This is a genomic window from Rhodococcus sp. ACPA1 (assembly GCF_002300195.1).
GTDB classification, from domain to species: Bacteria; Actinomycetota; Actinomycetes; order Mycobacteriales; family Mycobacteriaceae; genus Rhodococcus_F; species Rhodococcus_F opacus.
Genome location: NZ_NSDX01000004.1, coordinates 901010 through 927420, shown reverse-complemented (window position 1 = coordinate 927420; position 26411 = coordinate 901010). Strand labels below are relative to the sequence as shown.

Here is a 26411-nt window from a genome sequence, read left to right as displayed (position 1 = left end):
AGCGGTATGAAAATCCCAGCCCGCAGTCTAGGGTGGTATTTTAATACCGAATTTGTGCGTACGAAGAGGAGTAGTTGGTGCTGGAACTGAAAACACCCCGCGAGGTCGCCGCGATGGACGTCACCGGCACATTCATCGCCGAGTTGCTCGACGATCTCGAACACCGCGCCGAACCGGGCGTGAATCTGCTCGAGCTCGAAGACCGAGCCCGGCAGTTGATCGCCCAGCGCGGCGCCACGTCGTGCTACTGGGACTATGCGCCGTCATTCGGGCGCGGACCGTTCCGCAACGTCATCTGCCTGTCGGTCAACGACGCGGTACTCCACGGCCTGCCGCACGACTACGTGCTGCAGGACGGGGACCTGCTGACCATGGACATCGCAGTCTCCATCGACGGGTGGGTCGCCGATTGTGCCCGCAGCATCATCGTCGGCAATCCACGACCCGAGGACGAGCGCCTCATCGCAGCCACCGAAAAGGCCCTGACAGCCGGAATCGCCGCCGCGGTACCCGGCAACCGGCTGGGCGATGTGTCTGCGGCGATCGGCGCGGTCGCCGCCGAGTACGGGTACCCGGTCAACACTGAATTCGGTGGTCACGGGCTCGGGCGGACCATGCACGAAGATCCGCACGTATCGAACACAGGACGTGCGGGCCGAGGACTCACAATGCGCCCGGGGCTGACCCTCGCCCTCGAACCGTGGTTCGCCGCCGGTACGGACAAGATCGTCTACGACCCCGACGGGTGGACCATCCGCTCCGCGGATGGATCGCGCACCTCGCACAGCGAGCACACCATCGCAATCACCGACGGCGCGCCGCTCGTGTTGACGCGCCGGGAACAGGTCGCTGCAACTGCACTGTGATTGCCAGGCCCCCGGACGACGGCCCCCGCCGAACGAACGGGACGCTCGTTCGATCCGAAGCAACGAGCGTCCCGTTCGTCGCGGCGGGGGAGGCGACGGGGGCGAAGGGGGTGGGTAGCGGTATCACCCCGCGAGCAGGACACCGACCAGGGCGATCGACGCGACCCAGACGGTGGAGATGCCTGCGAGCACGAAGGGTCGTGCGCCGACCTTCTTGATCGTGGCGATCTGGACGCCGGCGCCGAGGGCGAACATCGCGGCGGTGAGGAGGGCGGTCTGCACGATCTTGGCCTCGGCGAGCAGGCCCGTGGGCAGCAGGCCGGACGACCGCAGGCCGACGCAGGCGAGGAAGGCGAGGACGAAGAGCGGGACGAGCGGCGGCCGCTTCACGTCGGCGTCGGTGCCGGCGAGCCTGCGCTGGCGCACGCTGAGGACGGCCATGACCGGGGCGAGCATGAGGACGCGGGCGAGTTTGACCACCGCGGCCACGCCCAATGCGGCACCGCCGATCGCGCCGCCCGCGGCGACCACCTGGGCGACCTCGTGGATGGATCCGCCCGCCCACAGGCCGGCGTCGGTGTCGGAGAGTCCCAGCGCCCGCGACAGCAGTGGGATTGCCGGGATCATGAGCGTGCCGAAGATGACGACGAGCGCGACCGCGGTGATCACCTCTTCCTCGTCGGCGTCCACGACACCGTCCACCGCTGCCACCGCGGCCGCGCCGCAGATCGAGAATCCGCAGGCGATGAGCAGTCGCTGGGTCCAGCTGAGGCCGAGCAGCTTGCCCACGAACATCGTTCCCACGATGCCCAGACAGACGATCGACACCACCACGACGATGACGCCCCAGCCCAGTCCGAGAATGTCGCTCAGCATCAACTGGAGTCCGAGGAGGGCGATGCCCACCCGCAACAGCTTCTTGGCGGAGAACTGCAGGCCCGGGCGCAGGCGTTCGGGCAGGTGCACGACGTTCGACAGCACGGCGCCGAGCACGATGGCGATGAGCAGCGGGCTCACCGTCGGAAGGAACCGGCCGAAACCCATGGCGACGGCGGTGGCGACGGCGCACAGCGCCAGACCCGGCAGGAGAGTGGCCGTGGCGGTCTGCAGTCGCGGCAGCGTTGCCGGGCTCTCGACGCGCTGTTCCTCGGACTTCTCGCTCAGTTGACTACTCATGGATTCACGGTCCGTCACCGCGGCCGTCTCCGGTAGCCGTCATCTCGACATGAACACATATCAACGTGATATGTCTTGCGCCAGGGTCATATACTCGATGCATGCCCCGCAGATGGCCCGAGTTCCCCGTTCTCGAGTTGCTCGTCGGCGTCGACGACCACGGAAGCCTCAGCGCTGCCGCCAGACTCGCCGGAATGGCGCAGCCGAATGCCAGTCGCGCCATCAAGCAACTCGAGCGTCAGTTCGGCATGACACTGCTGCAGCGCAGCCCGACGGGCTCGATACTGACACCGCAGGGAACCGTGATCGCGCACTGGGCACGCCGGGTGCTCTCCGATACGCGCCGGCTGCTCGACGTGGCCGAGGGACTGCGCGCGGAACGCGCCGCCGAGTTGACGGTGGGTGCGAGCATGACGGTCGCGGAACACCTGATGCCGGGATGGCTGGGGCAGTTTCGCCGCTTGCACTCCGACGTGACCATTCACCTGCAGGTGCACAACTCGACTCAGGTGTTCGAGCGGATCAACAGCAGGATCTGCGACGTCGGGTTCGTCGAATCGCCGACGGTGCCGCGACCGTTGAAGAGTCTCACTGTGGCGCGTGACCGCTTGGTCGTCGTCGTTCATCCCACCCACCCGTGGGCGCGGCGACGGAAGGCGCTGTCCGTCGCCGAGTTGGCGCTGACACCGCTCCTGGTCCGCGAGCCGGGATCCGGCACGCGAACCACCCTCGACGTGGCATTACAGGAATACGACCGGGCGGCACCGCTTCTCGAGCTGGGCAGCGCCGCCGCGATTCGCACCAGCGTGCTGGCCGGAGTCGGCCCCGCGGTGATGAGTACCCTCGCGGTGGCGGAGCAGGTCGGCGCCGGAGAACTGAAGGTGATCGACGTCGACGGCCTCGAGCTCGACAGGGTGCTGCGGGCCGTGTGGCGGGGCGCGCGTCAGCTCGACGGTCCCGCGGGCGAACTGGTGCGTCTGGTCCGACGGGTCGGTGCCGAGCCCTGAGCGGCTGTCATCCGAGAAGGCAGGTCGCCGCACCGGCGGCGATCACCAGCACGATGACCGCGGAACGAAACACCCCCGGCGGCAGTCGGCGGGCGATCGCGAGCCCGGTGACGTTGCCGATCAGCGCGGCGATGACGAACACCGGGAGGCGCGGCCAGAACATCGACTCCGTGATCTCGTCGTGGAACCACAGGACAGCGAGAGCCATGACGTTCGCGACGATGAAATAGCCTGCGAGATCGGCAATGAACGCCATCGGTGGCAACCGGGCTCGCATGAGCAACAGAACCGGTGGCGGTCCGTTGAGCGACGTCGTCGTTCCGAGGTAGCCACCGACCGATCCGGTGAGGACGTGCGCGGTCGTGGAGGGCACACGCGTGGCGTCCCCGCGGGTGGGCAGTGCCATCGCGAGCCCGCACAGCATCACCACGGCTCCCGCTGCCGGCTTCAGATACTGCTCCGGCATCAGACCGAGAGTGACCGCGCCCAGCCAGGCGCCGGGCAGGCTACCGCCACCGAGCAGTGCCACCCGCCCCCAGCTGATGTGTTCCCGCAACTGATATGCCGCGCCGATCCGCGTGATCAGTCCTGCCACCAGATTGACGAATACCACTTCGGGAACGGCGAATCCGACCATCAACATCACCGGTGTCGCGATCAGTGCCGTCCCGAACCCGGTGGCGCCGCCGATGACGGACGCGATGCCGATGCACAGGGCACCGATGAGGAGCATCGTCATCGCGACTCCCTTCTCGATCGGGCGGCACGTTCCCGTGCAGGTGTGAAGTTCAGGTGGCCAGGGATTGGACTGCGCTCACCAGAGCCATCAGTTCGATGTCACTGCCGGTGCATCCTCGGGACAGGTCGTTCCACGGTGCGGCCAAGCCTTGCAGGATGGGACCCAAGGCTATTGCACCCCCGAGCCGCTGGGCAATTTTGTACCCGATGTTGCCGGCGTCGAGATTGGGGAAGACCAGCACATTGGCGCGGCCGGCGACCCGCGAACCGGGCGCCTTGGATGCGCCGATCTCGGCGACCAGCGCGGCATCGAATTGCAGGTCACCGTCCACGTGCAATTGTGGGTCCCGGACGCGCACCAGGTCCGCGGCCTCGCGGACCTTCTCCACCCGCGGGTGGCTGGCACTGCCCTGGGTGCTGAACGACAGCATCGCCGCGATCGGCGTCTGCTCGGTGAGCTGGAAGTGGGTGGCGCTGGCAGCCAGCGCGATGTCGACCAGTTCCTCGACCGTGGGGTCGGGTACGACGGCGCAGTCGGAGAACGTCAACTGCCTGCCGTCCGACAGCAACATCAGAAACGAGCTCGACAGGATGCTCGAACCCGGCGCGAGGCCGACGATGCGCAGCCCGGCCCGTAGCACGTCGGACGTCGGCCTGCTCGCACCCGCGACGCAGGCGTCGACCACTCCGGCGCGCAGTGCCGCCGCGGCGAGGCACACCGGGTCGGACAGCGCCGACTCGACCCGGTCGGGGTATTTGGCGAACCCCGATTCGACGGCGTCGCGGATCGCGGGGTCGGCAGCCGCCTCGGCGAGGTCGACGACGAGTTCCTCGGTCAGGGGGATACCCGCGGCCTCGGCGATGCGCCGGATGACGTCCCGCCGCCCGAACAGCCGCGGGGAGACGACACATTTGTGGTGCAGATGGTGGGCGGCACGGATCGCGCGTTCGTCTTCTCCGTCCGCGAGACCGACGACGCGATTCTCCCCTCTCAGGCTCGCGACCCAGTGGTCGATCAGCGACGAATCATTCAGTCGTGCAGCGTCGGTGGGTGGTACAGCGGTGACGCCCGGGGCCATGGCCTCGCTCTCCCATCACTACGAAGAGGGGTGGCGGTCGTCGATCGCGACGACCGCCACCCGCTGGAAAATCGGGGAACTGTCGTTCCCTACGGCTGGATTGCCTTTTCGATGTCGGTGAGCATGCTGTCGATTCCGTGGAGCAGTTCCGAGAGCACCTCGTCGTCGGCGACGAGTGGCGGCGAGATCATCAGCATCGTGGCACCGCGGTCGTCGCCGCGGAGGATCACCTTCGTGCGGGCGAACGCCTCCGGAAGCACCTTGCGCAACACCGTCAGAGACTCCTGCTCGGTGAACTCGCGGCCGCTGTCGCTGTCGGCCATCAATTCGATCGCGTAGAAGAATCCGGTGCCGCGCACGTCCTTGACGCAGCGGTGCGCGCTCATCAGCGAGTCGAGTGCCGACCGCAACTTCGGGCCGCGCGCGGACACGTTGCCCAGCACGTTCTCGTCGCGCATCGCGGTGATGTTCGCGACCGCCACCGCCGTCGACACCGGGTGTCCGCCCCACGTCGCGCCGTGCGTGAACACGCCGCCCTTGGGGGAGTCGTAGAGCTCGCGAACCAGCTGCTCACGCACGATCAGGCCGCCGAGCGGCGCGTATCCGGACGTGGAGCCCTTCGCGAACGTGATCATGTCGGGAACCACACCGGTCAGCCCGTGCCCGAACCAGTGTCCGAGGCGGCCGAACGAGCAGATCACCTCGTCGGAGACCAGCAGGATCCCGTGCTTGTCGCACAGCGCGCGCAGCGCGGCCCAGTATCCGTCCGGCGGGACGAGGGCGCCGCGCCCGTTCTGGACCGGCTCGGCGAACACGGCGGCGATGGTCTCGGCGCCCTCTTCCTCGATGACGGCTTCGATCGCGGCGATGCAGTCGAGCTCGTTCGCCGGGCCGCAATCGCCGAGGTAACCGAGGGTGTTGGGTACGGAGCGGACCCCGGGCAGCAGCGGTCCGAACGGGTCTTTGATCTTGGGCAGCTGTGTCACCGAGAGGGCGCCGAGAGTGGTTCCGTGATACGCCATCTCGCGGCTGATGATCTTGGTGCGCTGCGGGTTGCCCTGGCTGCGGTGGTACTGCCGGGCGAACTTGACGGCCGTCTCCACGGCCTCCGAACCCGAGTTGACGAAGAAGGTCGTCCCGAGATCACCGGGCGCCAGGTCGGCGATGAGCGCGGACGCCTCGATCGCGGGAATGTGGGCGCTGCCCCAGTTGGAGGCGTACGCCAGCGTTCCGATCTGCTCGCTCGCCGCCTTGGCGATGTCGTCGCGGCCGTGACCGATGTTCACGCAGAACAGGCCTGCCAGACCGTCGAGGAAACGGTCCCCCTCGGTGTCGATCAGATAGCTTCCCTCGCCACGAACGAACACCGGGAAGTCGCTTTCCCAGGTGTCCTTACGGGTGAAATGAGGTCCGAGGTGCCGGCGGGCCCGTGCTCGCAATTCGGTGACGTCCACGACCATCTCCTTCGTTGTCGAATGGCTGTGATCCACAACATACCGACGAGGCAGACCGCAGGTCAGGGCCAGAAGAGCGGTATTCGATGGGTCCAGTCTGGTCCCCGTAGACGGCGCTCAACTGGTCCTTCTGGTCCCATGCCAGAGTGATCCAGACTTCGGTATCGAATCGCTCGGGCACCACGACATGTGGTCGGAGCGGCGAACAGCCCCAGCTAACGGAGGTCTCAGATGAGGATCGGTATCCCCAAGGAAGTCAAGAACCACGAGTACCGGGTGGCGGCCACTCCCGCCGGTGTCCACGAAATGGTCGCCCACGGGCACGACGTGTTCGTGGAACGCGGTGCGGGGGAGGGCTCGTCGATCGGTGACGACGCCTACGGTGCCGCCGGCGCGAAGATCCTCGACTCCGCCGACGCGGTGTGGCAGAGCGCGGAACTGCTGCTCAAGGTCAAGGAGCCCATCGCCGAGGAATACCACCGGATGCGTTCGGACCTCACGTTGTTCACCTACCTGCACCTCGCTGCGGGTGAAGAGTGCACCCGGGCATTGCTCGCCGCCGGAACCAATTCCGTTGCGTACGAGACCGTTCAGCTTCCCGACGGTTCGCTGCCCCTGCTGTTCCCGATGAGTGAGGTCGCCGGCCGGCTCGCACCGCTCGTCGGTGCGCAGGCACTCATGCGACCGGAAGGTGGCCGAGGCGTACTGATCGGCGGCGTGTCCGGTGTGCTGCCGGCTCGCGTCGTCGTGATCGGTGCGGGCGTATCGGGTATGAACGCCGTCGCCGTCGCCGCAGGCACCTGGGCCGACGTCGTCCTGTTCGACAAGAACGTCGACAAGCTGCGCGCCGCCGACCGGATGTACCAGGGCCGGATTCGCACCCTCGCCGCGAACGCCTACTCGATCGAGCAGGAAGTCATGCAGGCCGACCTCGTCATCGGTGCCGTGCTCGTCCCGGGCGCCAAGGCACCGAAGATCATCTCGAACTCGCTGGTCTCACGGATGAAGCCGGGCAGCGTCCTCGTCGACATCGCGATCGACCAGGGCGGTTGCTTCGAGGATTCGCGTCCCACCACCCACGCGGAGCCCACGTTCAAGGTCCACGACTCGGTGTTCTACTGCGTGGCGAACATGCCGGGAGCGGTGCCCCACACGTCGACGTACGCACTCACCAACGTGACCTTGCCGTACACCCTGCAGATCGCCGAGAAGGGCCTCGCCCGCGCGGCCAGGGAGAATGCCGCACTCCGCGCCGGTGTCAGCACCGTCGCCGGGCGCCTGACGAACGATGCCGTCGGTGAGGCACTCGGGATCGAGTCGGTCAGCGTCGACGACGCGCTCAACCTGGTTTGATTTCGCCGCCGGCCCGGCATACTGAGAAGTGCTCGTTCGAGAACTTCTCGGCGTGCCGGGTCGGCCTACCTCTGGCCACTCTTGGATCCACAGGAGGCGATGCGTGCCGAGAACACTGATCGAGGTCGACCGCAATTCCGCCGAACCGCTCTACCGACAGGTTCGACGGGCGATCGAACACGGCATCGCCAACGGGCTGTTCGATCCACGACACCGCCTTCCGAGTTCGCGTGAACTCGCGGTCGATCTCGCGATCTCCCGGAACACGATCAACCTGGCGTATCAGGAACTGATCGCCGAGGGACTCGTTCAAAGCCACCAGCGCTCGGGCATGTTCGTGAATCCCGACATGATCGAGACGCTCGCAACGGACGCCCGCGCGACCATCCCGCGCATCGACTGGTCGTCCCGCATCCGGCGCTACCCCGACGCCGACGTCCCGCACATCGAGAAGAACGTCGACTGGCACAGCTATCCGTACCCGTTCCTGGCCGGGCAGATCGACATCCGCAGCTTCCCCGCCCGCGCGTGGGTGCGCTGTCTCCGCGACGCGCTGTATCAACCGCACGCCTACGCGAGCCTCCAGGACAGCGTCGGTGCGGACGACCCGATGCTGATCGACATGATCCGCCAGCATCTGCTGCCCTCCCGCGGCATCGAGGCGAGCGCGGACGAGGTTCTCGTGACCGTCGGTTCCCAGCAGGGCCTGGATCTCGTCGGCCGGGTGCTGCTCGGACCCGAACATCGGGTTGCCATCGAGAATCCCGGCTATCTCGATGCGCGACACATCTTCCTGCGCACCGGCGCCCAGGTGTACGGCATCGACGTCGACGACCACGGCCTGCGCCCGCCGGAGACGCTGCGCGGCACGGACCTGATGTATCTGACACCGAGCCATCACCATCCGACCAACGCGACGCTCGGCATCGACCGTCGTCAGCGTCTGCTGCAGCTCGCCGCGGAGTCCGGCACGGTGATCGTGGAGGACGACTACGACAGCGAGTTCCGCTATCACGGCAGCCCCAGCCCGGCGCTGAAAGCGCTCGATTCCAGCGGCGACGCCGTGTACCTCGGCACGTTCTCGAAATTCCTGGCCCCCGGTCTGCGTCTGGGCTACCTCGTCGGACCTGCGGACCTGGTGCGCGAACTGCGGAAGGCCCGACGGTACGTGCTCCGTCATCCACCGGGTCACCAGCAACGGGCCCTGGCCATGCTCATCGACAGTGGGGAGTACCACCGCGCGCTGCGCCATCACCGCACCCAGATGAAACACAAATGGGAGCGTCTGTGTGCGGCCGTCGACAAGTATCTCCCGTGGCCGCAGGAACCCTATCCGCCCGGTGGCGTCAGCTTGTGGATGACCGGACCGGAGAACCTCGACTGCCGGGTGCTCGTGCGCGAGGCGGAAGCCCGCGGTGTGCTCATCGAACGGGGCGACATCTTCTTCACGCAGCCGGTCCCGCCCCGCAACCACTTCCGCATCGGCTACGGCGCGATCCCCCTGCGGTCCATCGAAGAAGGCATCGCACTTCTCGGCCAGGCGTGCCAGGCGAGTTTCCGCTTTGGCAGGTAGACCCCGACAACACCCGCGCCTGCGCGCATACTGCCGCCCAGGCGGCGGCCTGTTCGGCCGGCTTCCTCGCAGCCGCAGTGGCCCACGGCCCGCGGCCCGCGGTCGACATATTTGGAGGCGCGTCGGCTCGGGGGCTCTAGGGTGGTCAGCACATGACTACCGCAGAAGCCTTGTTGGCCGGCCCACGTGGGCGTCGGATGCTGCTCGCCTACGCGAGAGACGCCGAACGAACTCTGCACTCCGAGTTCCGCAGTGACTTGTTCGATCACGCCGTATTTCTGGCGTCGTATCACCTCGAGTCCGGTCGCGAAGGCGCACGCGTGCTGTTCGGGCCCGGCGCCGAAGAGGCTCGGCGGACCGTCCTCACCGCAGACGATGCGGCGCACCGCCTGTCCCAGGTGCCGCTTCCCGAGGTGACCGCGGTTGCACTCCGTTCGGCTCTCGCCGACGCGGTGGACGCGGCGCGCTACTGGCAGGACCCGGACGGTGAAGACATCCTCGTCGCCGCCGAACCGGTGCGCCGTGAGCTTCGACGGGTCGCCGAGCACATCGCACGATCCCCGCATGCGAAGTGGTGGACGACGCCCGCTGCGACCGATCAGTGGTCGGTGGGCTGGAGCGAGGACGGTACGGATCGCATTGACTCCACTACCGCAGAACTGTTACGTGACTACCGTGATCGGACTGCCGCGGAGGAAGTGCGAGCAGAACGCGATCGTCCGGCGGATCCGTCGGCGAACTGGTCCGGCTGGTGGTGGTCGACTCCACCCACACGGTGTTCGTCCCGGCGGCTGTTAGACGGGACCCCGGCCGGTTTGTGGTTCGTCGAGGACAGCATGGGATGGGAGCGCGCCATCACGCGACGAATGAACATCCCCGCCGGCGCTCGCGTGTACGAGGTCGACGGTGCGCAGGCGTGGGCGGAACTGTGCAGACAGTTTCCCGTCGAGGTCACCGCGCAGAAACGACACGATTGGTACCGCACCACCGGACGATCAGGACGATGGGTCATTCCCGACTGGCCGCGGCTCTCCGAACTGTATGAGGGCGTCCATCTCACCGTGGCGGGATACCTCGCCGCGGCGGGCACCGCGATCGCCGTCGACGCCGACAGCGCGAGTGTCATCGCGGGATGGGCGCCCGACGACACCTACTGGCTCACCGACACCGCCAACCTCGACAGTGACGATTCCCGGACCTGGGTGTGCGACACCAATGGAAGACATCCTTCCTGGGTCGGCGAAACTCACCGCTGAGGACTGCTGTCCTTGAGCCGCAGGCGGATCCGCGAACGTGATGCCGGCGGGAATCCCCACGCGACACGCTAAATTTGGGGCACCCCTACGTAGAGGAGAGCCCCATGGGCAAGGTGGTCATGTACAGCTCGGTGTCGGTGGACGGCTTCATCGCGGACGAGCACGACCAGCCCGGACCGCTGTTCGACTGGTTGACCAGCGGTGACGTCCCGTTGGACGAGAGCGGCGAGGTGAAGGTGTCGCAGACGTCCTACGACTACACCCGGCCGTACTGGGACCAGATCGGGGCGACACTCGTCGGCCGCCACGTCTTCGACATGACGGACGGCTGGGACGGAAAGCCTCCGAGCGGGATCGACCACGTGGTCGTCGTGACGCACCGGCCGGAACCCGAGGGCTGGGACCCCGAGGCGCCGTTTCACTTCGTCGACGGCGTCGAGGCAGCCGTGGCCAAGGCGCAGGAACTTGCGGGTGACCGCATCGTCGAGGTCGCCGCTGGCGACGTCGGTGGCCAGGTGCTTGCCGCGGGCCTGATCGACGAGGTGCGCATGGACGTCGTACCCGTCGTGTTCGGGTCCGGCAAGCGCTACTTCGGGTCGGTCCACGCGCAGCACCTATTGGAGGATCCTGACGAGGTGATTCAGGGCAACCGGGTGCTTCACCTGCGCTATCGGGTTCGCCGTCGACCGATCTGAGCGGACTGCGAACGGCGTATCCATGGGCATCAGCGTCATCATCTCCCTCATGGGCGGCTCCACCCCCCTGGTCCTCCAAGCGCTCGTCCAAACCACCGGAAACACCGTCATCCCGGCCGCCTACATCACGACAGCCGCAGCAATATCGCTCGTCGCCGCACTCACCCTCGAGAACAAAACCAGCACCGCGCCAATCCGAGCGCAATCAGAATCCACGTCACCGATATCGACCTCCTGAACCGCCGGCGATGGCAGCGCTCGAGCGCTGCCATCGCCGGTGGTTACGACGCGATGTCCGCCGACTCTCCGTCGATCATGACCATTGTGGGACGGGGGATTTCGGTGGTGCCGTCCGCGAGATCCCCGAGGCTGCCGTCGAGCGCCACCAGGTCCGCACGACGGCCGGCCGTCAAGGTGCCGACACGGGTCTCGTCGTGGACCAGGTACGCGCTGTCGATGGTCATGGCCCGGATCGCGCGATCCACTCCGATCCGCTGGTTTCCGCCGAGCACCGTGCCGCCCCTCGTCATCCTGGTGACCGCGGTTCTGATGGTCGCCAGCGGATCCATCGGGGTGATCGGGCAGTCCGAATGCAGTCCGAATCGCAGCCCCAGCTCGTCGGCGCAGGCGAGGGGATCCATCTCGGCGGCACGCTCGGCACCGAGGAACCGGTCGCGGTGGCGGTCGCCCCAGTAGAAGACGTGGTTGACGAAGAAACTCACCCCGAGTTCGGCTTCCCGGATCGCGGCCAGGTCGCTCGGTGCGCTCACCTGGCAGTGTTCGATGCGGTGCCGTCCCATCCGGCCGTCGGTGGCTTGCGCCCTCCTCAGCGAGGTGATCGCGGCACCGACCGCCGCGTCGCCGTTGGCGTGCACGGCGACCTGGCCACCCGCACGATGCACCCGCAGGATCATCTCGTCGAGCTGCGCCTGCGGGTAGAGCAGGTCGCCGTGATGGCTGGGGTCGCATGCGTACGGCGTGCGGAGTGCGGCGGACAGCCCCTGGATCGATCCGTCGGCCCAGAACTTCGCGCCGGCCAGCCGGAAGCGTGCGCCGGCCGCCGGTGCGTGCTCGAACGTGACTCCCCGGTCGTCGAGGGCCTCGAGCGCCATGTCACCGCGCAGGAACCCGACGACGTGCACCGGCAGCTCACCCGACGCGTCCAGCGAGCGGTAGGCGGTCAGCTCCTGCTCGCCGGCCGAGAGACCCACCCCGAGATCGTGGATCGTGGTGATGCCCCGCGACCGCGCCGACAGCAGGCTGCGAAGCAAGGCGCCGTTGACCTCCTGCTCGGTCAGCGCGGGAACCGCCGCGGTGAGCCTCGCCACCGCATCGATTTCCCACGCCATCCCGGTCAGTCGACCGTCGGCGCCGCGAGGGAAGAGCGGGTCGTCCACCGGCACCGTGGATTCGTCGATGCCTGCGGCCGCGAGTGCGGCGGTGTTGGCGACGGCGAAGTGCCCGCAGATGTGCAGGACGATGACCGGACGGTCGGTGCTGACGGCGTCGAGATCCGTCCGGGTCGGATGCCGCCCCTCGGCGATCTGGGTATCGTCGTAACCCCACCCCCTGATCCATCCGCTGCCGGCGGCCGAGGCACGCAACGCCTGCTGGATGTCGGCGATCGACCGGCACGGGGGTGTCCGGCAGTCCGCCCAGCCGTCGGTGAGGCCGGCATAGGTGGGGTGGATGTGCGATTCGATGAGACCCGGGATCACCGTGGCCCCGGGCAGGTCGAGGTGGCGGGCGCCGACTCCGGCGCGATCCGTCATGTCCTTCGTGGTGCCGGTGGCGATCACGTCGGCTCCGTCGATGACCAGCGCCTCGACAGTCGGCGACGACGGGTCCTGGGTGTGGATCGAATCGGCGGTGAGCAGTGTCCTGGACATCAGGCACCCACTTCGCTGCGTGCGGCCACGGATCCCGCGGCGGTGCCGGACGTTCGGCCGTCGGCGCGAAGGCCGCGGACGGGATCGGTGGGTGGCCAGAACACCCGCGTCGACACCACGAAGAGGATGTTGAGGACCAGGGCGGCCGCGCCGAGATTGACACCGTGCTCGGCGAGCCAGACGGACACGGGGCCGTGCTTGTCGAGATACAGCCACAGCACCACGACGTCGCCGAGCACCACGCCCATGGCGAGGGCAGCGGGGCGCAGTTTCCATCCGAAGACCATCGTCGCGAAGACCACCGCGGCCTGGGTGACGCCGTAGTACGCCGTGTTGACCAGAGTGAGTAGGAGCTGAGGTGTCGCGAGGGTGAGCAGGAGCGAGATCCCGAGGTACGCCACGACGACGCCGCGCACCCAGACCCGTTGGCGGGATTCCGGGATCCCGGGAATGATGTTGCGCGACACGATCGCGCCGATTCCGAGGGCCGCCCCGCACAGCACCACGATCGCGCAGAGGGCCGCGCCGCCTGCGACGACGCCGGTCAGCCAGTCGGGCAACAGTTGTCGCGACAGCTGCAGGAGCACCTGGTCGGATTCCGTGCCCTCGAGCTTCGTGGGCAGCAGCGTGATCGCCCCGAAGGCGGCAGCGACGAGGAACGGGTACATGAGCATGTACAGGGGATTGAACTTGGCGACCCGCTTGATCGTCGCCTCGGACTTCGCCGCGAGCACGGCCTGCACGATGATCGGGAAGATGAAGAACCCGACCGATTGGAACACGATCGTCGTCAGGACGAACGTCAGTGACGACCCGGTGACCGTAGAGTGTGAGGCCGAGCCGCCACCACTGGCTGCCGCCGCGGCGAACAGTTTCTCGGTGCCACCGGTCTCGATCACCGCCGCCAGTCCGATCAGGACGGCGCCGAGCAACAGGGCGGTGTCCTTGACGTACGACACGAACGCGGGGGCGCGCACCCCGGACAGCATGAGGAACAGCAGCGCGAGGGCTGCGCCTGCGAAGACCGCGACGGTGGGGTCGATGGAAATACCCAGACCGGTCAGTGCGATCTGCAGTCCGGCGAGCTGAAGCTGGCCCCACGGGATGAGGAATACGACCGAAGCGATGGCGATCGTCAATTCCAGCCCACGCGACCGGAAGTGGCGCCCGGCCACATCGGGCAGGGTCATGGCGCCGTATCTCTTGCCCGCGCGCCAGAGGTAGGGCGCGAAGAAGTATCCGATCGGGTAGGCCAGCAGGATGTACCCGATGAACCAGACGCCGTAGCTCGCCCCGTGCGCGTACACGCCGCCGGGGAACCCGATCAGGGTGCCGATGCTGTACGCCTCGCCCGCCCCCAGGATGAAGACCAGCAGCGGACCGAACGACCGGCCACCCACCAGGTAGTCGGAGATCTCCTTCTTGCTGCCGCGCCGCGACAGCACGCCTGCCCCGAGGGCGAGGACGAGCACGAGGGTGAAGAAGGCCGCGGTCATGACTGGTCTCCCGTCCGAGCGCTCGTAGCGGCCGATTCGGCGCGCTCGGCAGCTTCGAAGTCCTTGCGGTCGAAGAGCTTCCAGGCGAGATGGAGGCACAGCGAGGTGAGCGGCATCCACAGGAACAACCACGCGAACAGGATGGGGACTCCGAAGACCGTGGCCGTGGATCCGGACAGGGCGACGATGCCGCCCAGAACTCCGGCGAACGGGACACCTATCGCGAGTAAGGCGCTTTTTGCCTCGTTGGACATGATTGTTTTGTCTCCTATTCCGACTGCGTCCACCGGCGTCGCGGGTTGGGTCCGGTGCCGGTCGACGTGCACTCTGGCACTAGTGTGGTCTGAATCACTCCTCTCGGGCCATGGGCGAATCCCGGAAAACGTCGAGGCGGTTCGTGAATTTCACGGGAGTGCGAAAAACGAGGGAGAGGGTGCCCGAGTCCGTGGGTGAAGACACGATCCAACGGCTGTGCCGGCAGGTCTCGGAGGAGATCGAATCGGTAACCGACCGAGCGGTGGGTCAGATCCGTGCCGAATTGCAGTCGTACGCCGCCGTACCGATCGACGAGCAGCGCGGATACATCAGTCGGCAGCTCGCGGCGACGTTGCGCGCCCTCGCGGAGAGCGAGCCTCTCGCCGACGACGTCCTCGAGCGTTCGCGTCAGCTCGGGCGGCGCCGGGCAATGCAGGGATTGCCACTGTCCGACGTCATCGAGACGTACCACATCGCGTCCCGCGAATTGTGGAACACGATGGTGGCCACAGCCGCCGAGCCGACAACCGACCTGCTGCGCGCAGGCGGCATGATGTGGGACCTCGTCCACACCGCCACCAGCGCGGTCGCCGTCGGACACACCGATGCGACCCGAAGCGAACAGGCCATCCGCGCGGGGGTGCGATACCGGTTCTTCGAGGCCCTCGCGCGGTCGGTCGACGGCGACCACCGCGATGTGCGCGAGCTGGCTGAGGCGCTGGGTTTCACCGCGCAGCACGAGTTCCAAGCGGTGTGCGTCGCCGCGGAGGAGTGGTCGGAAGCGCAGCTCGAACGGCTGCAACGCACCCTGGACACGATCCCGGGCACCACTCAATGCAGCGGGCACGGCACCGTCATCATCGCCCTGAGCCAGCGCGCACCGGTCGACGACATCATCCGCGAGGTCCGGCTCGGTCACCCGGGGACCACGGTCGGAGTCGGATTGGGCCGCCCCGGCCTGGCCGGCGCGGCGATGAGCATCACGGACGCGCGCCGGGTTCTGCATCTGGCCTCGCCTACCGGTGAGGTGGTCCGCTTCGCCGACGAATGGGTTGCCGCCACCCTGGCGGATCATCGCGACGAGCTCGCCACGCTGCTGGAGCCGGGTGTCGCCGTCGCCGCGGACCATCCGCACCTCGTCGAGGCGGTATTGGCGTTCGCCCGCAACGAGTTCTCCATCAGCGCGGCCGGGCGGGACATCCACCTGCATGCGAACTCGATCACCTACCGGCTCGACCGCTGGCAACAGCTGACCGGCTGGGATCCCCGGACTCTCGACGGCCTGCAGCGGTCGGTGTCGAGTCTGAGTCTGTTCCAGCGTGATTCGGGCGACACGCCCTCCGACACCGCGGGGGAATAGCGGTCTACCGGCCCGAACTGCGACAAGATCTGCGCCTCGGTCATCGGCCGAGCGGGTAACATCGACTCGCCGGCAGGTCGGACGAAGATGGGATTGCGTGGTGAGCGAAGAACTGCCTGCGGGCACACAATCCGTCGGACGTGCGCTGGCCGTGCTCAAGTTGCTCGCATCTTCACCCGACGAACTCACCGGCAGTGCTATCGCGGCAGAACTCCAGTTGTCGTCCGGTACGGCCAACAGACTCATCCGGGCCCTGATCGCCGAGGGTCTCGTAGCGCGGAATCCGATGTCCGACAGCTACTACCTCGGCAGTGGAACGGTACTGCTCGGCCAGGCCGCCCAGCGCGGGTTCGGCATGGACAAGGCGCTACCCATCCTGGAGCAGCTCAATTCCGAGACCCAGGAATCCGTGAACCTTTCCATCCGTCAGGGGCCGGAATCGGTGGTGATGATGCGGGTGCAGTCGACGCTCCCGTTGCGGTTCGAGCAGCACACGGGCGCCCGGTTTCCCCTGTACACGACGGCTTCGGGCAAGGCGATCCTGGCGTTCTCGCCACACGCCGAGACGTACGTCGAGTCGCTTCCGGCCACGCTGGCCAAGGTCACTCCGCACAGCTTGAGTACTCCCCGTGAACTCTCGGAGCAACTCCGGGAGATCCGGGTCCGCGGGTACAGCATCGACGAGCAGGAGAACGTCGAGGGTGTGCGTTGCGTAGGCGCACCCATTCTGGACGCGGACGGGAACGCGCAGGCAGCGCTGGTGATTCAGGTCCCCACCGTCCGAATGCCCAAGTCGAGGGTACGGACGCTCGGAGACCGCATTGTCCAGGCGGCGAAGGAAGTATCCCAATTCGTCCCGGTCAACCGGGCGATGTCTCACTGACCCGAGGACCTCCCACGGCCCGGGCGTTTGGTGCGGCCGCCGTTCCGTAGCGTCGCGATCCGCTATGTGCTGGATCCCTCGAATTCTTCTTGTGAGGGACTTCACATATCCACGTTGCTGGCCTATCGTCGGTTCACAGTGTGGGGACTATCCCTACATTGTGACAGCGAAGGAGTCTCAACGATGTACCGATCGAACGAGAACGAGAGCGTCTTCACTTGGGCGGCACCCCCATTGAAATTCGGTATCGGCGCTTTGGACGAGGTCGGCGCCGAGCTGTCCGCACTGGGATCGGAATCCTGTTTGGTGATCACCGACCCAGGCGTTCGAAACACCGGGATCCCCGACCGCATCCGCGATCAGCTGATCGCCGCAGGAATCAAGTCGGACGTATTCGACGGCGTCGCAGTGGAACCCACAGATCAGAGCATCGAGGAGGCCGTCTCTTTCGCCCGTGAACGGGAGTGGGACTCCTACCTCGCAGTCGGCGGAGGTTCCGCGATCGACACCGCGAAGGCAGTCAACCTACTCACCACTCACCCCGGGGAACTGCTCGACTACGTGACCCCGCCCATCGGCGGAGGTAAGGCACCGTGGCTTCCCCTCAAACCCCTGATTGCCATACCGACCACCGCGGGCACCGGATCGGAATCGACGACGATCTGCGTCATCGACTTCCTCGGCCTGCACTTGAAGGCCGGGGTCAGTCATCCCAAGTTGCGACCGACGCTCGCAGTAGTCGATCCCCTGACCACCGTCACGCTGCCCTCGCAGGTCACCGCTGCGAGCGGCATGGATGTGCTCTCTCACGCGCTCGAGAGCTACACCAGCGTCCGGTTCGACGCCAAACCTGCGCCCGAAGACCCGATGAAGCGCCCCGCCTTCTGCGGTTCCAACCCCATCAGTGACACCTGGTGCGAGCAGGCCCTGTCGTTGGTGGGGAAGTACCTGCGACGCGCGGTGATGAACGGGCGGGACCTGGAAGCTCGTTACCAGATGGCGCTGGCCTCGACCTCCGCCGGAACAGGGTTCGGCAACGCGGGCACCCACCTGCCCCACGCCAATGCGTACCCGGTCGCCGGCGCCGTCGAGAACTACCAGGCCGAGGGCTATCCTCGAATGCCCATGGTGCCGCACGGGCAGGCCGTATCCGCCACTGCCGCGGCAGTTTTCCGATGGACCTACCCGAGCGACCCCGGCAGGCACCTGCGGGCGGCCGAGCTCCTCTCCGGCCGGACGTTCACGGCCACCGATGGAGCGGACGCGCTCGCGCACGTACTGAGCGAGCTGATGGCCGACATCGAAATGCCCTCGGGATTGCGAAGCTTCGGCTACGGGGAAGAGCACCTGGCGACGCTGGTGGATGGCACGATGAAGCAGACGCGTCAGCTGGCGGTCGTGCCCCGACCGGTGACGAGGAACGCCCTCACACACATATTCCGGGAGTCGTTGTGACTTCTCCGCGAGACACCGACCAGGAACCGTCGAAGTCCGAGATCCGTACCGTCGTAGCCTCGAGCATCGTCGGAACGACTGTGGAGTGGTACGACTTCTTCCTCTACGGCATCGCCGCAGGCCTGGTGTTCGACAAGCTGTTCTTCCCGAGTTCGGATCCGATCGTCGGCACATTGCTCGCGTTCGCCACGTTCGCGATCGGATTCATGGCCCGGCCGTTCGGCGGTCTGATCTTCGGTCACATCGGCGACCGCATCGGCCGGAAGAAGACCCTGGTCGCGACCATGATGATCATGGGTGTGGCGACCTGCCTGATCGGACTGGTCCCCACGTACGCGACGATCGGAATCGCCGCGCCGATTCTGCTGGTGGTGCTCCGGCTCGCACAAGGAGTCGCAATCGGCGGCGAATGGGGTGGGGCAGTCCTGATGGCCGTCGAATACGCACCCCGCGGCAAGCGCGGGTTCTACGGAAGCCTGCCGCAGATCGGTCTCGCAATCGGCCTGATGTTGGGCACGGGTGTCTTCGCGGCACTCAACTCGACCCTGTCCGAGGCCGCCTTCCTGGACTGGGGTTGGCGGATCGCCTTCATGCTCAGCGCGATCCTGGTGGCGGTCGGCCTGTTCATCCGCCTCAAGGTCATGGAGACCCCGGCCTTCCGCAAGCTCGAGACGGTGGAGGAGAAGGCCACCGTGCCTGCCCTGGAACTGATCAAGAGCCCGCAGTCACGGCGAAACATGGTGCTGGGAATGGGCAGTCGATGGGCCGAGGGTGTGGCCTTCAATACGTGGGCGGTTTTTGCGATCGCCTACGGCACCGGCACGCTGCACCTCAGCCGTCAAACCCTGCTTCTGGCAGTGATGGCGGCGGCCGCGACCATGATCGTCTTCATTCCCGTCTTCGGAAAGGTCGCCGACCGGCACGACCGCAGACACGTGTTCGCGGCGGGCAGCGTGATTCTCACGGCTGCAGCCTATCCCGCTTTCGTGCTCATCGGCACCGGAGACACCGCTGTCATCGTCATCACGATCGTGTTGGTCCTCGGCGTCCTCTATCCGATCGTCTACGCCCCCGAGTCCTCGCTGTTCGCGGAACTCTTCCCCACCCGAGTCCGCTACAGCGGAATCTCCGTCGTCTACCAGCTGTCGGGAATCGTCGCATCCGGTCTGACGCCGCTCGTGCTCGCATCCCTCCTCGGCTCGGCGAGCGGAGGACTCTCACTGATCATGGGATACATCGTTGCGGTGGGCGCGGTCAGCACGCTGTGCACGCTCGCAATCCGCGGCCGGGACATCTACACGGAGGACCAGGACGGCAGTTCATACCCTGACAACGCCGCCATGTCGCAAGTATCCCCGACCTGACACCAAAGCTGCTGTGGCCCCGCCTCGGTCTATCGAGAGCGGGGCCTCGGGCTACCGCAACGCCACCTGCACGAGGACGGCGGCGCCGAGGAAGCCGAGTAGCCACAGCACCCGCTGACGGACCTGCTGGGCGGTGGTGCGGTCGAACAGCCATTTCCCTGCGGCGGCGCCGAACATGCAGAGCGGCGTGAACAGGGCGATCTGTGCGAGGACGGGCACGGTGAGGAGACCTCCGGCAGCCGACCCCGCGGCGCCGAACGCGTCGATGACGAGGAAGAACACGACGAGCGAGGCGCGCCCGGTCGCCACGTGGGTGGACGCGGAGAAGTACATCAGGACGGCAGGCGGGCCACCGAGGGCGAAGCCGCCGTTGAGGAGACCGGATGCCACTCCCGTCACGGTGGTCACCCCGGGGCCGGGTAGCGACTGCCGGTCGGGGACGGCGGCCATGGCGACGGCGGAGCCGATGATCGCGACTCCCAGCAGCACGCGCACCAGGTCACCGGACAGCTGCGTGAGCGCCCACATCCCCAGCGGCATACCGATCAGGGTGCCGGCGAACAACCAGCGCAACGACTTCCAGTGCACCTGCCGCCACACCTGGGGCAGCATCGCCGCGCTCGCGACGACCTCGAGAACGAACACGGTCGGGATCACCGACGTCGGCGGGAGGAGGACGACGAGTCCCGCGACCCACACCATCGCGCCACCGAACCCACCGAAACCGCGGACGACACCGCCGGCCACCACCACGCCGAGCGCGAAGAGGAGGGCAGGCAACGACAGATCCCACACCGTTGCCGCCATACCCTGTTGCACCGCTTTCGTTCGCCGTTGTCTCCGTCAGAAGTGTGGGGGTCGCGGCGGCGAACCGACAGGTCCAGACGACGTCGAATCGTCGGTACCAGGAACGCACGGGTCGTGGCCCCCGGCGTCTGCGCCGGGGGCCACGTGCTCGCAGGGAGCGGACTACACGTAGTCCTTGTACTTGTCGAGCAGGCGAACCGGCTTCGACAGCGCGTCGCGGCGGAAGGGGTCGCCGAGTTCGCGGGTGCACATGATCTCGATGACCGTCGTCTTGCCCTCGTTCATCTGTGCGGCGACCGCGCGCTGCAGTGCCGGACCGACCTCCTCGAGCTTGTCCACGACGATGCCCTCGGCGCCCATCGCCTGTGCGATACCGGCGAAGGACTCGCTCTCGAGCTCACCGGCGACGAAGCGGCGGTTGTAGAAGTCGACCTGGTTCTTCTTCTCCGCACCCCACTGCCGGTTGTGGAAGACGACGGCGGTGACCGGGATGTCGTGCCGGACAGCCGTCATGATCTCGCCCAGGCTCATGCCCCAGGCGCCATCGCCTGCGTAGGCGATGGCGGGCCGTTCCGGTGCCGCCGCCTTCGCGCCGATGACGGTCGGCAGGGCGTAACCGCAGTTACCGAAGCTCATCGGGGCAAGGAAGCTGCGCGGCTTCTCGAAGCGCAGGTAGCTGTTGGCGACGGAGTTGATGTTGCCGATGTCCGTGGACACCATCACGTCTTCCGGCATCGCCTTCTCCAGCTCGCGCAGCACCTGACGCGGGTGCAGCCAGTTGCCGTCCTCGCCTTCCTGTTCGGCGATCATGTCGAGGCTGAACGCATCGCGCTCGTGCGTCCATTCGTCGAGTTCCTTCTCCCACGCGGCCTTCTCGGCGTCGATCTTCTCGCCGCGTGCCGCGCGGTTGCCATCGCAGACGAGGGCCTTGCCCTCGAGCCGCTCGGTGAGCGCGACGGCAGCGGCCTTCGCGTCACCGCAGATTCCGACGGAGATCTTCTTGACCAGGCCGAGCATCTTGTGGTCGGCGTCGATCTGGATGATCTTGGCATTCTTCGGCCAGTAGTCCATGCCGTGCTGCGGGAGCGTCCCGAAGGGGCCGAGGCGAGTGCCGAGGGCGAGCACCACGTCCGCCTGGCTGATCAGCTTCATCGCGGCCTTGGAACCCTGGTAGCCGAGCGGTCCGGTCCACAGCGGGTGGCTGGCGGGGAACGAGTCGTTGTGCAGGTAGCTGTTGACGACGGGGGCGCCGAGACGCTCGGCGAGTGCCTTGCACTCCTCGACACCGTCGGCCATCACCACGCCGCCGCCGGACACGATGACCGGGAACTCGGCCTGCGCCAGCAGTTCCGCCGCCTCGTTCAGGCTCGTCTCGCCACCGGGACCGCGGTCGAGGCGGGTGGGCTGCGGGATCTCCGTCTCGATCTCACCGTAGAAGTAGTCGCGCGGAATGTTCAGCTGTGTCGGGCCCATCTCGGACATCGCGCGGTCGAAGCAGCGGCCGGTGAACTCGGCCATGCGCTTCGGGTTGTTGACGTGCCCCTGGTACTTGGTGAACTCCTGGAACATCGGCAGCTGGTTGGCTTCCTGGAAGCCGCCCAGGCCCGTTCCCATGGTGCCGGCCTCGGGAGTGACGATGACGACGGGGCTGTGCGCCCAGAACGCTGCGGCAATCGCGGTGACGCAGTTGCTGATACCCGGACCGTTCTGCCCGATCACCATGCCGTGCCGCCCGCTGACCCGGGCATACCCGTCGGCCATGTGCCCCGCGCCCTGCTCGTGCACGACCGGGACGAGTCGAATCCCGGCGGGAGCGAAGATGTCCATCGCATCCATGAAGGCGGATCCCATGATGCCGAACATGTCGGTGACGCCGTTGGCGACCATCGTCTCGACGAACGCCTCCGACGGTGTCATCTTCTGTACACCGGAGACAGCGGTGCGATCGGCACCGTTCTTCTTCTTGCTCATGTGTGATCCTCCTTCAGGGGCGCGCCGGAACCGGCAGAGAATGTCAAAAATCGGAACGTTTCGTTCGTGATTTTGTGATCTGCAACGACAGTAGGCCACGTCACACACTTCGTCAATGAATGTTCCTAAAACTGGAACGAGATGTATGATTTTTCGATACACGATGCGAATGCGTCGCCGTTTCGGCCAAGGAGGAACCGTGGGTGAGATTCACCGGATCGACGAGTCGAACGGACACCCGACTACGGAGCTACCCGGAGACACACCGACGCTCCGCCTGTTCGCACTGCTCGAGATGATCGCGTCCAAGGACCAGCTGTTCACGTTGCAGGGGCTCGTCGAAGAGACGGGCATGGCCAAGCCGACCCTGCACCGCATGCTCCAGCAACTCGAGGGCGCCGGACTCCTCACCCGGCAGAACAACGGCAGGCATTACGGCACCGGCGTGCGCCTGCGACGCTTCGCCGAGAATCTGCTGCTCAACGACACCCACCACGGCGCACGACACGCCATCCTCCGAAACCTCGTCGCGGAACTCGGCGAGAGCTGCAACGTGACCACCCTGTCGGGTAGCGAAGTGGTGTATCTCGACCGCGTGGAAACCTCCGAGCCCCTTCGCTTTACACTCCATGCGGGATCGCGGGTGCCCGCGCACTGCTCGGCCAGCGGCAAGATGATCCTGTCGCAGCTGAGCCCTGCCCAGCGACGGCGACTTCTCGCGCGGATGCCGCTCGAGAGGTACACCACCAAGACGGTCACCGACGTCGAGCTGATCGAGACCGAACTCAAACAGGTCCGCCGTGACGGTTACGCCATCGACGACGAAGAGTTCCTTCCCGGCCTCGTGTGCGCTGCGGTGCTCGTCCCCTGCGCCACAGGCAATTCCAACCTCTGCATCGCAGTCCAGGCCCCGGTCATGCGACTCACCCCCGACAAGGCGCTCAAGCTTCTGCCCGCGTTGCGGCGGGCGGCCGACGCCATCGGTGAGATCGAGAACGAGGTCACGGACGACGGTTCGCCAGACCTGAACTGAAGGAGGGCGTATGCCCGAAATGACCACTGCGGCACCCAGCCACGTGCTGTCCGCACGCGAGCTGTTCGGAATCGACACCGACCTGACGGTGCGCGCCTTCCGCGAACCCGTCGACCACGTCCCCGACATCGACCCCGCGTACCAGTTCGATCACGCGGTGACGACGGCCCTGCTCGCCGGGTTCGGCCGCAACCGCCGGGTGATGGTGCAGGGTCTGCACGGCACCGGCAAGTCCACGCACATCGAGCAGGTCGCGGCGCGGCTCAACTGGCCGTGTGTGCGGGTCAACCTCGACGGACATCTCAGCCGGCTGGACCTGATAGGCCGGGACGCGGTGGTCCTGCGAGACGGCAAGCAGGTCACCGAATTCCAGGAAGGCATCCTGCCCTGGGCATTGCAGCGACCCGTCGCCCTCATCCTCGACGAATACGACGCCGGCCGCCCCGATGTCATGTTCGTGATCCAGCGTCTCCTCGAACGTGACGGGAAACTCACCCTGCTCGACCAGAACAGGGTCCTGACTCCGCATCCGGCCTTCCGGTTGTTCGCCACGGCCAACACCGTCGGCCTGGGCAATCTCAACGGGTTGTATCACGGCGTGCAGCGGCTCAATCACGCGCAGATCGATCGCTGGAACATCGTCGCGACGCTCGATCACCTCCCCGCGGAACAGGAAATCGAGATCGTGTCCGCGCGGGTGCCGTCACTGAGCCGGGAGCTGATCGGGTCGATGGTGGCCGTGGCCGACCTGACCCGGAGTGGGTTTCGAGTCGGCGACCTGTCGACGCTGATGTCGCCGCGCACGGTGATCACCTGGGCCGAGAACATCGAGATCTTCCACGACCCGGCACTCGCATTCCGGCTGTCGTTCGTCAACAAGTGCGACGAGGCCGAGCGGCCCGTCGTCGCCGAGTACTTCCAGCGGTGCTTCGACTCGGAACTGGAGCGGTCGGCGATGCTCGCGACGAGCACGGCCTGAGCGGGCAGTCATGACAGAACTGCCCGTGCGCCCCGCGTCGGTCCGCCGTCAGCAGGAGGTTCACGAACTCTGTGCCGGCACGATCCGTGCTCTCGCGGGGCAGAGCGAGTTGCACTTTCGCGGACCGGAACTCCACCGCGGACATCGGCGCGTGCCGATGCCCGCCCCGCATCTGCACCCGTCGTTAGACGGTGCCGACTTCGCGTCCTTCCGCGGCGCGGCGGACGGCATGGCGTCGCGCCTCCTCCACACCGACCCCGTCCTGCATCGCAGCCTGTGCCCGGACGGCACCGCGGATCGGCTGATCTTCGAGATCCTGGAACAGTTCCGCGTCGAGTCGCTGGCCGCCGACGCATGGGGTGGCGTGCGCGCCAACCTCTCCCACCGCTTCACGCAGTGGTCACAGGACTACGTGGCGTCCGGGCTGACCGAGACCGTGCACGGGATGCTGCTGTTCACGGTGACGCAGATGTGCCGGGCCCGGATCACCGCCGAGCCGATACCCGAGGCCACCGAGGACCTGATCGAATCGACCCGGTTCGCTCTCGCCTCCGTTCTCGGCGGCCACCTCCCGTGGCTGCGTCGAACCCGTTTTTCGCAAAACGACTTCGGGGTCCACGCACAGGCAGTCGCGGAGCTGATCGGCCGTCACCTGGAGTCACCCACCGACACGGACGTCTCGGCCGACGACCGGAGCGACGGCCGGGCGGCGTTCTCCCTCCTGTTCGACTTCGAACCCGACGACGACGAGGCCTTCCAGACCGCGGTGTCGGGGCGCAGTCGCGCGCTGGGGGAGGGCGGAGACGGATACCGCGTGTTCACCCGCGCCTACGACGAGACACGACAGATCGCGTCCCTCGTCCGGCCCGAGCTGCTCCAGGAGTACCGCCGACGGCTCGATCTCGGCATCGACCTGCAGCACCTCAACGTCCGGAAACTCGGACGGCAGCTGAAGGCCCTGCTCTCGAAACCGGTCCCCGACGGATGGGAAGGCGGCCGGGAAGAGGGATACCTCGACGGTCGCCGGCTCGCCCAGCTCGTCACCTCGCCCACCGAGCGCAGACTCTTCCGGGCCGAACGCACCGAGCCGCAGACCGACACGACCGTGACCTTCCTCATCGACTGCTCCGGTTCGATGAAGGAGTTCAGCGAACCGGTTGCGGTCCTGGTCGACGTGTTCGCCCGGGCACTCGAACTGGCCGACGCCCGGTGCGAGATCCTGGGTTTCACGACCGCCGCTTGGAACGGGGGACGAGCCCGCCGAGACTGGCTCCGGTCCGGCCGTCCGCGCAACCCGGGACGCCTCAACGAGGTCCGGCAGCTGGTGTTCAAGGACGCCGAGACTACCTGGCGCCGAGCCCGTCCCGCGATCGCGGGACTGCTGAAGAACGACCTGTTCAAAGAGGGCGTCGACGGTGAGGCCGTCGACTGGGCGTGCTCCCGGATGCGGGGCACCCAGGGCCGGAGGCTCCTGTTCGTGATCTCGGACGGAAGCCCCCTGGACGGCGCCACCGCGCTGGCCAACGACGAATTCTACCTGGACCACCACCTGCAGGACGTGGTCGAGCGACACGAGGACGAGCGGGCCGTCGAGGTGTACGGACTGGGAGTCGGGCTGGATCTGAGCCCGTACTACGACCGCTGCCGGACGCTCGATCTGTCGTGCGGTACCAACAGCGACGTCATTGCCGACGTGCTGTCGATGATCGCCCACTGACAGCA

At 66.8% G+C, this 26411-nt stretch carries 23 protein-coding genes; 14 read left to right on the top strand and 9 right to left on the bottom strand.

What is annotated here, in order from left to right; all coding sequences use genetic code 11:
* Positions 1–77: 77 nt before the first annotated feature.
* Positions 78–866, top strand: coding sequence for a type I methionyl aminopeptidase (map, locus tag CJ177_RS22280; RefSeq protein WP_095868599.1), 789 nt, complete (start codon positions 78–80; stop codon positions 864–866).
* Between the two features lie 123 nt (positions 867–989).
* On the opposite strand, the gene CJ177_RS22275 is transcribed toward map, so the two are convergent.
* Entirely contained in the window at positions 990–2042 is a 1053-nt protein-coding gene (locus CJ177_RS22275) for a YeiH family protein (protein WP_095868818.1), read from the bottom strand.
* A 101-nt stretch (positions 2043–2143) separates the two neighbouring features.
* Between CJ177_RS22275 and CJ177_RS22270 the strand changes: the two genes are divergently transcribed.
* Complete coding sequence (locus CJ177_RS22270) at positions 2144–3049, top strand: LysR family transcriptional regulator (protein ID WP_095868598.1); 906 nt, start codon at positions 2144–2146, stop codon at positions 3047–3049.
* 7 nt (positions 3050–3056) lie between these two features.
* Here CJ177_RS22270 and CJ177_RS22265 read toward each other — a convergent pair whose 3' ends face one another.
* The 3 genes from CJ177_RS22265 to CJ177_RS22255 all read right to left on the bottom strand — a co-directional run bounded on the left by CJ177_RS22265 (position 3057) and on the right by CJ177_RS22255 (position 6326).
* A complete protein-coding gene (locus CJ177_RS22265) occupies positions 3057–3788 on the bottom strand; it encodes a sulfite exporter TauE/SafE family protein (RefSeq protein WP_095868597.1) in 732 nt (243 codons plus the stop codon).
* Between the two features lie 49 nt (positions 3789–3837).
* Complete coding sequence (locus CJ177_RS22260) at positions 3838–4866, bottom strand: phosphotransacetylase (protein WP_095868596.1); 1029 nt, start codon at positions 4864–4866, stop codon at positions 3838–3840.
* A gap of 89 nt (positions 4867–4955) precedes the next feature.
* Entirely contained in the window at positions 4956–6326 is a 1371-nt protein-coding gene (locus tag CJ177_RS22255) for an aspartate aminotransferase family protein (protein ID WP_179443263.1), read from the bottom strand.
* Positions 6327–6551: 225 nt separating this feature from the next.
* Between CJ177_RS22255 and ald the strand changes: the two genes are divergently transcribed.
* The 5 genes from ald to CJ177_RS22225 all read left to right on the top strand — a co-directional run bounded on the left by ald (position 6552) and on the right by CJ177_RS22225 (position 11435).
* Positions 6552–7673 (top strand): alanine dehydrogenase, encoded by a 1122-nt coding sequence (gene ald, locus CJ177_RS22245; RefSeq protein WP_005249214.1) that lies wholly within the window; start codon positions 6552–6554, stop codon positions 7671–7673.
* A 103-nt stretch (positions 7674–7776) separates the two neighbouring features.
* Positions 7777–9246, top strand: coding sequence for a PLP-dependent aminotransferase family protein (locus CJ177_RS22240; protein ID WP_061043647.1), 1470 nt, complete (start codon positions 7777–7779; stop codon positions 9244–9246).
* A gap of 152 nt (positions 9247–9398) precedes the next feature.
* On the top strand, positions 9399–10502 hold the full coding sequence (locus CJ177_RS22235; RefSeq protein ID WP_231914399.1) for a hypothetical protein: 1104 nt from the start codon (positions 9399–9401) through the stop codon (positions 10500–10502).
* Between the two features lie 104 nt (positions 10503–10606).
* Complete coding sequence (locus tag CJ177_RS22230; RefSeq protein WP_061043645.1) at positions 10607–11197, top strand: dihydrofolate reductase family protein; 591 nt, start codon at positions 10607–10609, stop codon at positions 11195–11197.
* 22 nt (positions 11198–11219) lie between these two features.
* Positions 11220–11435: a hypothetical protein gene (locus CJ177_RS22225; protein WP_005249210.1), complete on the top strand. Its 216-nt coding sequence runs from the start codon at positions 11220–11222 to the stop codon at positions 11433–11435.
* 43 nt (positions 11436–11478) lie between these two features.
* Here CJ177_RS22225 and CJ177_RS22220 read toward each other — a convergent pair whose 3' ends face one another.
* The 3 genes from CJ177_RS22220 to CJ177_RS22210 are packed head-to-tail and all read right to left on the bottom strand — an operon-like array spanning position 11479 to position 14836.
* The gene (locus CJ177_RS22220; protein WP_095868595.1) at positions 11479–13086 is read right to left on the bottom strand and encodes an amidohydrolase; all 1608 of its coding nucleotides are present in this window, start codon (positions 13084–13086) and stop codon (positions 11479–11481) included.
* The gene (locus tag CJ177_RS22215; RefSeq protein ID WP_005249208.1) at positions 13086–14582 is read right to left on the bottom strand and encodes a sodium:solute symporter; all 1497 of its coding nucleotides are present in this window, start codon (positions 14580–14582) and stop codon (positions 13086–13088) included. Before CJ177_RS22215 ends, CJ177_RS22220 begins: the two co-directional genes overlap by 1 nt.
* Entirely contained in the window at positions 14579–14836 is a 258-nt protein-coding gene (locus CJ177_RS22210; RefSeq protein WP_095868594.1) for a DUF3311 domain-containing protein, read from the bottom strand. The genes CJ177_RS22215 and CJ177_RS22210 overlap by 4 nt, the downstream gene beginning before the upstream one ends.
* 179 nt (positions 14837–15015) lie before the next feature.
* Here CJ177_RS22210 and CJ177_RS22205 point away from each other — a divergent pair, with 179 nt between their 5' ends.
* The 4 genes from CJ177_RS22205 (at position 15016) to CJ177_RS22190 (ending at position 19899) form a co-directional block, all read left to right on the top strand.
* Entirely contained in the window at positions 15016–16197 is a 1182-nt protein-coding gene (locus CJ177_RS22205) for a CdaR family transcriptional regulator (protein ID WP_005249205.1), read from the top strand.
* Positions 16198–16297: 100 nt separating this feature from the next.
* Positions 16298–17080 (top strand): IclR family transcriptional regulator, encoded by a 783-nt coding sequence (locus CJ177_RS22200; RefSeq protein ID WP_143548699.1) that lies wholly within the window; start codon positions 16298–16300, stop codon positions 17078–17080.
* Positions 17081–17263: 183 nt separating this feature from the next.
* A complete protein-coding gene (locus CJ177_RS22195; protein WP_095868593.1) occupies positions 17264–18535 on the top strand; it encodes a hydroxyacid-oxoacid transhydrogenase in 1272 nt (423 codons plus the stop codon).
* On the top strand, positions 18532–19899 hold the full coding sequence (locus tag CJ177_RS22190) for an MFS transporter (RefSeq protein ID WP_095868592.1): 1368 nt from the start codon (positions 18532–18534) through the stop codon (positions 19897–19899). Before CJ177_RS22195 ends, CJ177_RS22190 begins: the two co-directional genes overlap by 4 nt.
* Positions 19900–19950: 51 nt before the next feature.
* Here CJ177_RS22190 and CJ177_RS22185 read toward each other — a convergent pair whose 3' ends face one another.
* Entirely contained in the window at positions 19951–20718 is a 768-nt protein-coding gene (locus CJ177_RS22185) for a sulfite exporter TauE/SafE family protein (RefSeq protein WP_257014627.1), read from the bottom strand.
* A 150-nt stretch (positions 20719–20868) separates the two neighbouring features.
* Positions 20869–22677, bottom strand: coding sequence for a sulfoacetaldehyde acetyltransferase (gene xsc, locus CJ177_RS22180; protein WP_005249200.1), 1809 nt, complete (start codon positions 22675–22677; stop codon positions 20869–20871).
* A gap of 199 nt (positions 22678–22876) precedes the next feature.
* On the opposite strand from xsc, the gene CJ177_RS22175 reads away from it, so the two are divergent.
* Genes CJ177_RS22175 through CJ177_RS22165 form a run of 3 tightly spaced genes read left to right on the top strand, consistent with a single transcriptional unit; the run spans position 22877 to position 26406 of the window.
* A complete protein-coding gene (locus CJ177_RS22175) occupies positions 22877–23710 on the top strand; it encodes an IclR family transcriptional regulator (protein WP_005265605.1) in 834 nt (277 codons plus the stop codon).
* A 10-nt stretch (positions 23711–23720) separates the two neighbouring features.
* Positions 23721–24689 (top strand): AAA family ATPase, encoded by a 969-nt coding sequence (locus CJ177_RS22170; protein WP_095868590.1) that lies wholly within the window; start codon positions 23721–23723, stop codon positions 24687–24689.
* Between the two features lie 10 nt (positions 24690–24699).
* A complete protein-coding gene (locus CJ177_RS22165) occupies positions 24700–26406 on the top strand; it encodes a cobalt chelatase (RefSeq protein ID WP_095868589.1) in 1707 nt (568 codons plus the stop codon).
* Positions 26407–26411 lie beyond the last annotated feature (5 nt).